This window comes from Alicyclobacillus sp. SP_1 (genome assembly GCF_024706985.1).
GTDB lineage: Bacteria > Bacillota > Bacilli > Alicyclobacillales > Alicyclobacillaceae > Alicyclobacillus_I.
In genome coordinates, this window is sequence record NZ_JAMCCX010000061.1 from 68,608 (window position 1) to 81,216 (window position 12,609).

The following is a 12,609-nucleotide window of genomic DNA, read 5'->3' on the forward strand; positions in this document are numbered from 1 at the left end:
GAATCTATGAGATCAGTCTGAATTATCAGACTGATCTCTGCTGCAATTCAAACAGAAGAAATTGTCGAATTTGAAAACAGCCGCGCATTTCTTGTAAAAAAATCATGATGGAAGCCATATTTTACTAAACATTAAAGCTCATACATGTTATGATGAAACTATCGGTTGACGCGATTCTCAAGTTTTTCTCACATCCAAGACCCCTCTTCGCCTCACCTACATCCAAAGAAAGAGAAGGACTCATCATGCGCATCACTTCCCTTCGCATTCGCATTGCGTTGGCTGTTCTTGGCGGGCTTGCCTTGCTCGGACTCAGTTACGGGCTACCCGAGTCGGTTGTGTCGGTCGATGCCATTTTGCTCTTGACGGCGTTATTACTGTGCATGTTTCCGCTTCGGTTCCGGCAAGGATATATTTATCCAGGTCCGCTTGTCTGCTACATCCTACTTATGGCCAACTCTTCCCTGTGGTTGCTTGCGCTCCTCCTCATTCCGGGCATTTACGTAGGCTCACAGATTGAGAGTATCGAGTCAGCCATGCCGCTTACTCTTCGGCGTCTATTCACCAAGTACATCCGCTTTCTCGTCGGGTTTGCGGCGGCGTTCTTCGTCTTCCATCGGCTCCTTGCGCATGCGCCAAATCCTCTGCGCTACGCTGCTGCACTCGTGGTCGTTGAGGCTGTTCAGTGGCTGCTTCAGACTCGCTATGTGTCTCGGCGTCAGCAATTTTCGGGAAAACTGCATTGGTCGAAACTCCCTTCCTTGCTCGGTTCCAATCAAGTTTGGCCGAATCTGCTCAACTTCTTCATACTCTGGCGCGTAGACAACATATATAAAGATTCGCAGACGCTGTCCGATCTCGTTTGGTTGGCCATCCCTTTTCTTCTTCTTTCTGCGATTGTCTACCGTCTTGAAAGTCTCTACGAATCGCGTGTTCGCGCAGAAGAGATTTATCAAATGATTGCCGCGAATACGCAGGACTTAATCGTCTTGCTGACCCGGGAACGACGTATTCGCTACCTCTCGCCTTCGGTCGAGCGCGTGTTTGGAGCGGAGAATGCGAAGAGCATGGGCCGCTACTGGTTGGAATTTGTGGACGAAGAGCGCCGGCGGCGGTTCCAACACGCCCTCGATGTCTGTGGAGCTACATTGGAGCCGCAGAGGATTGACGTTTATCGAATTGGCCCAGAGCACAACTTGGACTTCGAATGTGAGGTTAGTCCCGTATTGGATGGGTCGCGTCAGTTTACGGGCTTTGTTTTGGTGGCGAGAGATGTGACAGACCGAAATCGGAGCTTTGAACAGTTTCGAAAGTCGGAGAAATTGGCGGTCATTGGTCACATGGCGGCCGGGGTTGCCCACGAGATTCGCAATCCCGTCACTACGATTAAAGGCTTTCTGCAGCTGTCTAAGGAGCGCTTTGCCGATACCCCGCAGTACTGGGAGATTATGCAGGCGGAAATCCTTCACATTGAGCATATCATTGGCACGTATCTCAGCGTGACACAGTCACCGCGAGCCGAAGATGTTTCCGACGTAGATGTGAATGACTTGATAAGCCAAATCATCGATGAATTGGACGAGTCATGCCAACGCCAAGAAGTGTTGGTGACCGTCGTGTTGCCGAGTTCGTCTCCAATTTTATTCGGCCATCGCCTGCATCTCAAGCGAGCTCTTGAAAGTATTCTCCAAAACGCACTGGATGCCATGCCATTTGGCGGTCAGTTGAACATTCGTCTGGAGTGGCTTGTCCCCGAGAGAGTCATACAGTTGACTATTGAGGACACGGGCAAAGGAATGGACGAGGAGCGACTTCGGTATCTCGGTGAACCCCATTATGTCAACGCGGAGCGAGGGATTGGGTTTGGTCTATTGCTCTCAACAAAGCTGATTGAGGAACATAACGGCAGCTTGGATATTGAGAGCCAGCTGGGACAAGGAACAAAAGTTACCATTCGATTGCCAACGAGCGGGCTTTCCGAGTACCTGAATCAGTCCAAAAGTGAGGGGTCCGTGAATCAAGGCGAACCACTACACGCTGCGAATGTCAGCGAGGCTGTCTACGTCCACGAGCAACATGGATGAAATGACGAGACTCGCTGCTCCCGAGACCACGGTACTTGGGTCTGCAATGACAATCTGGACGTTTCGATTGACAGAGACGGCGCGATAGCTTACGACATTCTCGACTTCGTTCATGATGTGCCGGGCGGCCGACGCCAAGTTTCCGCCGACAATGACGTACCCTGGATTGAGTCCGTTGATCACATTGGACAATCCGTAACCGATGTGCTGGCCGACGGTCTGAAACGCGCGAATGTAGTGAGGGTCTCCTGCATCCGCACGAAGGACGCACTCTTCTAAAAAGTTGGCGCTTGGGAAGGGAGGAATGTGACATGTTCCGCCTTCTTCTAAATAACGCAGTAACGCTCGTTCGGAAGCGTATTGTTCCCAACATCCGTAAGAGCCGCACGAACAGCGCAAGCCCATGGCGGCAATCGTGGTGTGGCCAAATTCTCCAGAGATGCCATCCTGACCTCGATACAATTCTCCGTTAGCGATAATTCCCACTCCAATGCCGATGCCAGCATTGATAAAAGCTAACTGCTTTAGACCGCGCTGTTGTCGCTCCGCCAATGCGCCGCAATTCGCGTCGTTGTCGACAAAAATGGGTATTTGCAAGCGGGCCACTAAATCTCGATGGACACTCCAATCATGCACTTCCAAATTCGGCAAATAATGAATTTGTCCAGTGCTGGAGTTGACCATTCCCGGAAAGGCAATGCCCACTCCGATAATCCCATGTGCGCTAGGCGGCGCTAAGGCCATCGTCCGGCGGATGACGGATTCTAGCTGTTGCACAAGCATCTCTTTTGCAGATGCGTCTGGGCGGACGTAGAGAGCGTCTCGATGGAGATGAAGAATCGTGCCGCTTAAATCGTACAGCGCAGCAGTAATATGAGTAATTTGAACGTCGATGCCAATGCTATAGCCAGAGGTCTTGTTCAAGTCCAGCATCATCGGTTTGCGCCCGCCTCGCGACTCGCCATAACCCAGCTCCATGACAAAGTGTTCGGCAATGAGTTCATCGACCAAGGAGGATGCGGTTGCCTTGTTCATCCCGAGAGACGACGCTATCTCCGCACGCGAAATAGGAGAACCCTCATATATGGTGCGAAAGACGGCGGTCTTATTCAATCGTCTCATCATCGATCCGTCGATAGAAGTGGCCACTATGTTCACCTCACAAGGCATCGAAAATTTTTCGTCACAAGATTGAAATGTAATTGAAAAGTTGCCGTAGATAGTTTATCATACAAACCAAGTTCAGTGAAATGCGGGGTATCGTTGAATGTGAAAGCCCTTGCAAACGATGGATAGAGGATATTTCGTTGTCTTTCCAAACCATCGAGTCATTTTACTTGCAAGTGGGAACGCTTTCAAAAAACCTCTGGAGCATTTCGTGAATAGTCTTTGTGGATTTACCGCACAATGCACTTGATTAGGGGAAACCTGTAGGAGGGGTCAGTGTGAAACGTATCAAAAAAGTCGGCGTTACTGCGTTTGGTGTGCTTACGTTGGCAGCGTTGGTCACCGGTTGCGGAACTTCGAATACAACCACCAACAGCAGCAGCACCAGCAATACCAGCAGCACTGGAAACACCACGTCGACCGCAGCGAGCGGAACGAGCGGCAAACTGGAAATTTTCTCTTGGTGGACGGGTGTGTCGTCTTCAAAAGCCTTGAAGGCACTGGTTGACGTGTACAAAAAACAGTATCCGAACGTTACGGTCATCAACGAGGCGGTCGCCGGTGGAGCGGGCTCGAACGCGCATGCTGTATTGGCAACGCGCATGACCAACAACAAGCCACCGGGCACTTTCCAAGTACATGCGGGACACGGCTCGCTACTGTCCTGGATACAGGCAGGAGATATGTCGCCACTCAACAGTCTTTACAAGTCGCAGGGTTGGTACAACGATTATCCGAAGTCTCTGTTGAACCTCTTGACCGTCAACGGTAAAATTTATGCCGTTCCTGTCGATATGCAGCGCGCCAATGTGCTTTGGTACAACCCAGCCATTTTCAAGAAGTACAATTTAACAGCTCCCACCACATTCAGTCAGTTCTTCAGCGATGCAAAAGTGCTGAAGGCACACGGCATTACGCCGCTGGCCGTGGCCAACCATGGGAATTGGGAAACAACGCTCATGTTTAGTGACGTCCTGCTGGGAACCGTTGGACCGACCGAATATGACAAGTTGCTGAATGGACAAGAGTCTTGGACCAGCCCGGGCGTTGTCAAAGCCGCAAATACATTTACCAAGATGATGAAGTACGCCAACAGCGACTATTCAGCTTTGCATTGGGCTGAAGCGGACCAGATGGTGGCACAAGGCAAGGCAGCCATGAACATCATGGGAGACTGGGCTCAAGGTTATTTCACCACGGACTTGCACTTGACACCAGGTAAAGATTTTGGTTGGGCGCCGACTCCTGGCACCGCTGGAAGCTTTGGCGTCGTGTCGGACGTGTTCGGATTGCCGTCGAAGCTCAGCGCATCACAAAAAGCTGTTGCGACAAACTTCCTGAAGGTGCTTGGTTCCAACGCTGGCCAGAAAGTATTTAATCCTCTGAAGGGCACATTCTCGCCACGGTTGGATGCGAATCCTAAGGACTACGATGCTTACTCGCAGGCAGCTATGAAATCGTTCCAGAAAGACAAGCTGGTGTTGGTACTCGGTCAGGGTGCTGTCAATCCAGGATTTACTACTTCCTTTGAAAACGCGATGGAAGTGTTCTTAACGAGTCACAATACAACTCAGTTCCTACAATCTGTGCAGAGCGCGGCTCAGGCCAATCCGCTCAGCAGTTGATTTAGCTCTGGGTGAGAATTTTGTCTCCCCGTCTGTGCTGTTTGCAGACGGGGTGCGTTTATTCTTTACAAGCTACGCCTCTTGTCACCTTGGGCGTGCTGCGTGGTCAGTCGCACCTCTGCGCCTTTTTCCAGGCGTATCGTGTTACGTCATATCGTGTTACGTCATATCGTGTTACGTCAGACAGAGACAGAGCGATGAAGAGACAAGGCATTTCATTGCCAAATATGCATATGTAGTCGAATAGAGTGGATAGATTTTAGAATAGGCTGGTGAATTCGGGTGAGCCAAACGCTGGATATGCCAGGACGTGACCCAGTTCTGCGCAGAAAACGAAAAAAGTTTTCCTGGGACAAGACTTCTGCAATATTGACTTTGGTGCCGTCCCTCATCCTCCTGGGTGTCTTTGTCTACGGATTTATTGGCTGGACAGGGTGGGTCTCCACGACTGCTTGGAACAGTATCATTCCAGACTTTGCTTCAGTTGGACTGCGTAATTTTAAAATTATTTTCAGCACTTTTCGATTTCAGTCAGACCTTCGCAACATGGTCGTGTTTACTGCTCTCTTCATTGCTCTTTGCCTTGTTATCGGAATTGCTCTCGCGCTGTTAATCGACCAGAAAATCCGAGCGGAGTCGCTCTTTCGCAGTCTCTATTTGTTTCCCATGGCTATTTCGTCTGTGGCGACCGGTGTTGTCTGGTCTTGGTTGCTCAATCCCACGACGGGTGTCAATTTAATTCTGAAATCACTCGGACTGAATCATCTTCCTGAATGGTTCCTGAGCACGCGCATTTTGCCTGGTACCCCTCTCGGCCAAATTGAGATTGCACTGCCCCTCGCATTGCTGGCCGTCTTGATTGCTGCCGTGTGGCAGATGTCTGGCTTCGCCATGGCGGTCTATCTAGCCGGATTGCGCGGCATACCTGAGGAGTTGAAAGAAGCAGCAAGAATTGATGGAGCTGGTCCGTGGCGGACCTTTTGGTCTGTCGTGTTACCGCAGTTGAAAGGAACCACGACGACCATCATCATCATTTTGACCGCCGCCTCTCTCAAAGTGTTTGGTCTCATCTACGCAATGACGGGTCCCGGTCAAGACTTTGTCACGGATATGCCGAGTATGAACATGTTCGATACCACCTATCAAGGGAATCAGTTTGCAGAGGGCGCCGCGATTGCCATAGTTATGCTCATTCTGATTGCTATTTTTATCATTCCATATCTCATTTCCACATTGAAACAGGGGGAGGAAGCGTAATGGCAATGCGCCGTTTTAATAAATACCTCCTGTATGTCGTTCTCACTGTTATTGCCTTGTTTTACCTTATGCCAGTCTATGTGGTGTTGGTCACCAGCTTCAAAAATGATGCAGAAGTCAGTCTGTCCCAGATGTGGTGGCTGCCACATTTGTGGAGCATCTCGGCAATCGGTGCTGCTTGGCATCAGTTAGCTCCCAATTTCGGCAACAGCTTCTATCTCGCCATTTCTGCGACCATTTTGGCTTCTGCGTTTGGTTCGGTCAATGGCTATGCCCTTTCAAAGTGGAAGTTCAAGGGCGCCAACGTGGTATTCTTTCTGATTTTGTTTGGGATGTTCATTCCCTATCAGAGCGTGTTGATTCCACTGCTTCGGGTTTTGAACACGATTGGTTTGTACAACACCATCCCAGGTCTGATTTTAATCCACACCGTCTATGGGATTCCGATATGTACGCTCATATTCCGCAACTTTTATGCCTCCATTCCGCACGACATCATTGAATCGGCGCAAATCGACGGAACAGGTTACTGGGGTATTTTCCGATTCATCATTTTGCCGCTGTCGATTTCTGGATTTGTTGTGGCTGGAATTTGGGAATTCACGCAAGTATGGAACAATTTTTTGTTCGCGGTCGCGGTGACCAATCCACCGAATCAACCGGTGACGGTGGCTTTGGTCAACATTGCTGGCAGTCAGACGGTTCCGTTCAATGAGTTGATGGCGAGCGCTCTCATAGCTTCGATTCCCACGCTCGTCGTATACATCCTATTGGGAAAATACTTTGTTCGCGGCTTGCTTGCAGGTTCTGTCAAAGGTTAAAGTAAAAACAAGGTAGTCCTTGTTGACATCGTGATCGGCCCAGGACAGCTCTGGGCTTTTTCCTTTGAAAGGGTGGCGAAAATGTATCCAGTCGTGTTTCAGCCCGTGGTTAAAGAGCGGATTTGGGGCGGACATCAACTGAAAACCATGTTTGGTGTGGAGACTGACCGACCGATAGGAGAGTATTGGACGTTGGCGGATCATCCTGCAGGAAGTTCCACGGTGCGCAACGGTCGCCTGCTCGGGCGAACTTTGACAGAAATTGTGCAAGACCATCCGGAAGACTACTTGGGTCGAACTAGAGCTAAACACTTTCCTTTGATGGTGAAATTCCTCGAAGCCGAGTCCAATCTTTCCGTACAGGTTCACCCAGGCGATGATTATGCCTCAATGCACGGAGGAGATAACGGAAAGACGGAAGCCTGGTATGTTCTTCGAGCGTTGCCAGGGGCTAAGGTCAATGTTGGGCATCGGTTTGCGAATCCGGATGTGTTTCGCCAAGCCATTCGAGAGGGACGCCTAGAAGATGGGCTGGAGTTTTTGAATATCCATTCGGGAGATGTCATTTATGTGCCATCTGGCACATTGCACGCTTTGCTGGAAGGAACTCAAGTGATTGAAGTTCAACAGAGTTCTGATGTCACTTATCGAGTGTATGACTGGAATCGCGTGGACGAACATGGGAATTCTAGAGATTTGCATGTGGACGATGCGTTGGCGGTACTCCGTTTCCCTGAAAACGATGGGAATGATGTGAATTCGGACCATGCCGCCGCTTGGCAACGGGATGGAGCGCGCGTTATCTATAGCGGGCCGGGCGTGGTCCATGAGCGAAAAGTTGATGGAGAGCATTTTTGTTTGGATACGCTGTCTCTGCGCGAGGCTGGGTGGAAACGGCTGCGGGAGGGCGGGACATCTCCGGAAATTCTGATACTCGCAGAGGGGGCCTGTCGCTTGACGGCTAACAGTCTGGACGCAGAGGACTTCTCGGCAGAGGAGCGCGTACTCGATTTAGTGCCTGGAGACACGGTGTTGGTCCCGGCGACGATGTCCAGCTACCATTTGCAGACACCGTCGCACGCTCAATTCGTGTTGGCTACCTACCCGACGACCCAGCACGGATGAACCGCATGTCCGGGGTGGTGCTGGCATGGCGTCATGGATTCTCAGGGATTTTCCTTAATCACCCACCGGAGGTAACCTCCGAGCAGTTGGTGGCCGCAGCAAGGCAAAGGTACTCACCAGTGCTGAGCCCCAGACGAATGCAGAGGCTAACGCGGCGGAGAAGGTAAAGTAGTCCGATAGCGGATTCCCATGGACTAAAACATTCGATAAAAACGGTGTAGCAACGGGTACATGCAAGCCGTGCCCACTCATCGGTTGCTGATGAAACATAGACAGTGCAAATTGTTTTATTTCTCCCAAGCCGTAGGCAAGCCAACTGAGGACGACATACCACACATAAAGTGGACCAACAAACACTGGACCAATCGTGTCTAAACTTACGACGGCGGCGTCGAGCAAGAGGAGAACCGCGGGCCAATACCAACGTATGACGATGCGTTTCGAGAGCGTACGATAGAGTTTCGACAGGAGCCAAACGGCTAAGACAATAAGAGGGAAACAAATGAATAAATGCCACTTAATTCTTCGGGTTTTTCGTTGAAATTGCTGTTGCCGTCTGTGGCGATTTTGATTTGAACGATTCGACGAGGGATTGTGGTCGCTACTTGCCGCGATTTCTTCTTGGCGCTGCTCTAGCGCTCCGTCCGAAGAGCGAAAGCGAGGTTCGGTTCTCCTTTTTGCTGAGAAACTGGATGTGTCAGTTCCGGCCAGAGTGAGCGGCGATTTTCGAATGACCGTACACTCGGCTAAGCCGTGTTCAAACTCTGCGCGAGTCCAGGTGCGATGGTACAATTCAGAATCGGATGTATCAAATCCGTCCATGTCGAGGATGTACAGACCATACGCTTGCTCCCATTCACGAAGGGTTCTACGGTCATCGCTTGACTTCCTCACGTCCTGCACCTCTTTGTTCATTTCGTGAAATGGCTCGATTCTCTCAAAAATCCTACCACATATGCGCGATTTCGACCATTACCAAGACAGCATCTCGCGGGATTTCGGGAAAAAAAGAGCGGCCACACGTGGCCGCAATTGGGGGTTAGGGCTGTTCCATGCCTTGACTCTACACTACAAACCTTGAAGACAGATTGAAAAACATTTTTCGACAAGTGGTTTCAAGTATTTACATCAGAATGTGGACTAGCTATGATATAGGCAACAACCGCATACCACCAACGATGCTCAGGGCAAACCAGTAGAAATGCTGGGACGCAAAGCCACGGGTCTAAGGACGAAAGTCGATGACAGCCGGGTTGCCATGGTTGCTTTGGAGAAGCAATCTTCCTGAGGGGGATTGTTTCTTTTATTCTCAGCACACCCCTTCTCTGGTTGCCAGAGCTCGGCACCGCAGTAAGACCACCCTACCGGGCGGCGGCGCACCCCCCTGCGTAACAGCGCGCAGTCGTCCGGGCCCTCGCGGTGTAAGTGGCTTTGCATCTGGAGGAAGAGGAATATGGGGAAATGGCATCGTTCGGTGTTTTGCCTTGTGTCCGCTTTTGTGGCGATGGGATATCTGAGTCCCACTGTATTTGCAGATACGTCGCCTGGAAATAGTCCGTCCTTAACTTCCGCTACGCTTCCGAATCAAGCGACAAACGATAGTGCGTGGTGGAGCCGCGAAACGAATTCCTTCTATTTAGAAGCTAGTAGTTCGCCCTTTGGAACGACTGCATCGACGCCTCTTTTAAACATCCAGCCAGGGAGCGCAGTTTCTCTGATGGCTTATCAATTTGCATCTGCCGTTGGGGATGTCCATTGGCTCGTCAATAGCCCGGACGCATCCGTCGAGCCGGGGGCCGCGGATGAAATTTGGTCCTACAACCATCATCGCGTGCAAATGGGCACGTTTGTCGCAACGAAACCCGGTGTTTATACCGTGCAAGCGGAAAGTGATGGTCATTACAGTGTACCCCTTGTATTAATTGTTGGTTTGAGTAGTCTTCGAGATAATGCAAAGTCTCCTCCTGTGTCTGACGGAGCATCAGGTATTCGGCCATTCCCAGTTGCGAATGTTCCTGTGTCCACTGGGTCGTCCTCAACGAGTGGTATTCAATTTCAACAATTTAATCCGCTACCCACCTCAGACTGGATACCCGTTCAGGGTACGGCCGCGAATGGTGAAACAAGTGTCGTCGTACAACTTAGTTCGGAGCAGTCTGGTTTGCTCTGGAATTATCGTCTACCAGTCACCAGCGGCAGTTTTTCGGCGCTGATTCGGTCGCCATTTACTGGACCTGTCGATGTTTCGTATATACCGGATTTCTTCACTCAATTGAATCGGGATGGTAGCTATCGCTGGGATGACTCTTACACGGTCACCGTCAACGGGGAACCAACAGATTTGGTGAGGAGGGCTCTGTTGGACTCCGCGTTCATGGACGGCAATGAATCTCCCACTGCTCTTGAAATGGCTAAAATACTGTATGAGAATTCTCCTTCATTGCCAACGGCAGCGGCGGCCATCGCCAATTATGCGAGTGAAAAAGTGGATTATAACTGGAGTATGTATAAGTCCGGTAAGTATGTCTTTGCGGATGTCTCCACGGCATTTGCGAGTGGTACCGGTGTTTGTGAGGAAATTGCAGAGTTGGCCGCCACGATGATGAAGTCCGTTGGTATTCCTGCTGAGACGGTGCTCGGCCGCGCACCACTCTCGAATCCCACGGTCGACCATGAGTGGCTTCAAGCGTACGTAAACGGGGTATGGACACCCATGGACCCAACATGGGATAGCCCAAACCAAGGAGTCAATGCTCTGTTGACGAATGAGTATCTCGGGAACACAGTGGGATTGCAGACTTCTCATGCCGCAGACACTACGTTGGTTGGGACGGACCAATAAGCCGTCTATCGAGGGGGAGGAGCAGTATGCGGTATGCGGTATATGGACCGACAGCATCAACAATAGAGATTTTTTCTTGGTTTAGTTGATGTTCTGTGCAGGTAGGTCGAAGACTATCGGTTGCACACAGGTCGGACGGAATCTATTTTTTTCCGTTCGACCAGTGGCTGAATTTATCCCACCATTCCGGATTCTCGGCAATAAATGACATCAGGTTCTCAATTCGTTCGAGAGCGTCTGCGGAAAAGTAGTGCTCAATGCCTTCCACGGTCTTGTTGATTTCGTGAGAGTTGGTCATCCCCATCGACCGTAAAAATTCCTCTAAGGTCCTATGCCGTTCCGAAAGTTGGAGTCCTAGAGAGTACCCTTCTTCTGTCAAATTCAGACCTCGGTAGCGTTCGTAGACCAGCAAGCCGTCTTCGTCCAGTTTTTGTATCATTTTTGACACAGATGCATTGTTGATTCCAAGCCGGTCAGCAATGTCTGTCACGCGCGCATATCCTTTGTCTTGAATTAAAATCCATATGGTTTCAATGTAGTCTTCTTGGCTGGGCGTGGTGCTCAACAAACTTCCCCCTCCGCAAGCAAGTCAATCCCATCCGTCGCCTACGTCCGTGCAGTAGTTCTGCGCATTGACAGAACGAGGGGGCTGGCGAATGTGGTTTCTCCTATTATAGCGAAAGCTCGACTCAAGCGTGTGGGGATTGCCGTCATTGAGAGAAGATTTGGTTGCCAATTTGAGTGATTTCTGGCTTGCTCCATATCCAGGAGGAAGTCGAGGTAGCGGGATTGAAGTAATACAAAGCATTACCCACAGGGTCCCATCCGTGAATGGCATCGAGCACCGCTTCCATGGCTTCGGTGTTGGGTTGCTCATTAATGGTTCCGTTTGAAACCGATTGAAATGCTCCTGGCTGATAGATGATGCCGGGTATGGAGTTTGGAAATTTGTTTGGCTCCTTCAAGCGATTCAATATCACGTCGGCTACTCCAACTTGGCCACTCAGGGGTTCCCCCCGAGCTTCGGCATAAACGACGTGAGCCATCAAGCTGATGTCGGCCGGAGAGATGCCATTCACAGGTGCATAGGGAATGACACTGGTTGAGGACGGTGCGGCCGTCGCGGCGGCACTTGCATGGATGGCTGTGCCTGTCGTCGAGTCAGGTACAATCTGACCGTTTGCCGTCTCTTCTAATCCGTTCGGCAACGGCCCCACGTAGTGCCACGCTTGCGTCGCACGGACTAGTTGCTGTTTGGTCGGTAAATTGACATATCCAGTGGGGGTCATGCCAAATGCATATTGAAAGTCTCGAACTGCCCAGTAGACAGTCCATGTGAATATTCCATTAATGGGACCATGATAGTAACCCAAAAACTTAAGTCGATTCTCCAGTTCATACACGCTGTATCCTACACAGCCGTAGGACAAGTTTCGCGATGAAAAGGCAGATGCAGAGGGAGTAGAGAAGACGGCGTATAGAAAGGCGGTCAAAACCGCCAGGGTGGACATCGTCCGTTTCTTAAAGTGCGAATGCTTTGAGCCCACTTCGGTAATTCCCCTCCCATTCGAATGTGAGATGCACGATTGTCCCACTCGTGGTCTCTCTTACTGTCTGCAGCGCTTGCCAACCTTATTCAACGAGGACGGTGCTGACATCTCGGGGAATTGTGTCTAAGTTATGTCGGT

10 protein-coding genes and 1 riboswitch are annotated in these 12,609 nt (G+C 50.5%); of the genes, 6 read left to right on the plus strand and 4 right to left on the minus strand.

What is annotated here, in order from left to right:
- Nucleotides 1–245 precede the first annotated feature (245 nt).
- Nucleotides 246–2,084 (plus strand): ATP-binding protein, encoded by a 1,839-nt coding sequence (locus M4I36_RS13460; protein ID WP_258112267.1) that lies wholly within the window; start codon nt 246–248, stop codon nt 2,082–2,084.
- Here the strand turns inward: M4I36_RS13460 and M4I36_RS13465 are convergent.
- Nucleotides 2,031–3,233 carry an ROK family protein gene (locus M4I36_RS13465; protein ID WP_258112268.1) on the minus strand — a complete coding sequence of 401 codons (1,203 nt, stop codon included), beginning with the start codon at nt 3,231–3,233 and terminating at the stop codon, nt 2,031–2,033. The genes M4I36_RS13460 and M4I36_RS13465 overlap by 54 nt on opposite strands.
- A gap of 296 nt (nt 3,234–3,529) precedes the next feature.
- Here M4I36_RS13465 and M4I36_RS13470 point away from each other — a divergent pair, with 296 nt between their 5' ends.
- From M4I36_RS13470 to M4I36_RS13485, 4 genes are all read left to right on the plus strand, one after another.
- Nucleotides 3,530–4,876 carry an ABC transporter substrate-binding protein gene (locus M4I36_RS13470; protein WP_258112269.1) on the plus strand — a complete coding sequence of 449 codons (1,347 nt, stop codon included), beginning with the start codon at nt 3,530–3,532 and terminating at the stop codon, nt 4,874–4,876.
- Nucleotides 4,877–5,176: 300 nt separating this feature from the next.
- The gene (locus M4I36_RS13475; RefSeq protein ID WP_258112349.1) at nt 5,177–6,133 is read left to right on the plus strand and encodes a carbohydrate ABC transporter permease; all 957 of its coding nucleotides are present in this window, start codon (nt 5,177–5,179) and stop codon (nt 6,131–6,133) included.
- Nucleotides 6,133–6,954 (plus strand): carbohydrate ABC transporter permease, encoded by an 822-nt coding sequence (locus tag M4I36_RS13480; protein ID WP_258112270.1) that lies wholly within the window; start codon nt 6,133–6,135, stop codon nt 6,952–6,954. The genes M4I36_RS13475 and M4I36_RS13480 overlap by 1 nt, the downstream gene beginning before the upstream one ends.
- 81 nt (nt 6,955–7,035) lie before the next feature.
- Nucleotides 7,036–8,079: a type I phosphomannose isomerase catalytic subunit gene (locus M4I36_RS13485; RefSeq protein ID WP_258112271.1), complete on the plus strand. Its 1,044-nt coding sequence runs from the start codon at nt 7,036–7,038 to the stop codon at nt 8,077–8,079.
- A 54-nt stretch (nt 8,080–8,133) separates the two neighbouring features.
- Here M4I36_RS13485 and M4I36_RS13490 read toward each other — a convergent pair whose 3' ends face one another.
- On the minus strand, nt 8,134–8,973 hold the full coding sequence (locus tag M4I36_RS13490) for a hypothetical protein (RefSeq protein ID WP_258112272.1): 840 nt from the start codon (nt 8,971–8,973) through the stop codon (nt 8,134–8,136).
- A gap of 282 nt (nt 8,974–9,255) precedes the next feature.
- Nucleotides 9,256–9,340: riboswitch (cyclic di-GMP riboswitch) on the plus strand.
- Between the two features lie 192 nt (nt 9,341–9,532).
- Here M4I36_RS13490 and M4I36_RS13495 point away from each other — a divergent pair.
- On the plus strand, nt 9,533–10,921 hold the full coding sequence (locus M4I36_RS13495) for a transglutaminase domain-containing protein (protein WP_258112273.1): 1,389 nt from the start codon (nt 9,533–9,535) through the stop codon (nt 10,919–10,921).
- A gap of 142 nt (nt 10,922–11,063) precedes the next feature.
- Here M4I36_RS13495 and mntR read toward each other — a convergent pair whose 3' ends face one another.
- Both mntR and sleB read right to left on the minus strand, forming a co-directional pair.
- Nucleotides 11,064–11,486: a transcriptional regulator MntR gene (mntR, locus tag M4I36_RS13500; protein WP_258112274.1), complete on the minus strand. Its 423-nt coding sequence runs from the start codon at nt 11,484–11,486 to the stop codon at nt 11,064–11,066.
- 145 nt (nt 11,487–11,631) lie between these two features.
- Entirely contained in the window at nt 11,632–12,468 is an 837-nt protein-coding gene (gene sleB, locus M4I36_RS13505; protein ID WP_258112275.1) for a spore cortex-lytic enzyme, read from the minus strand.
- Nucleotides 12,469–12,609 lie beyond the last annotated feature (141 nt).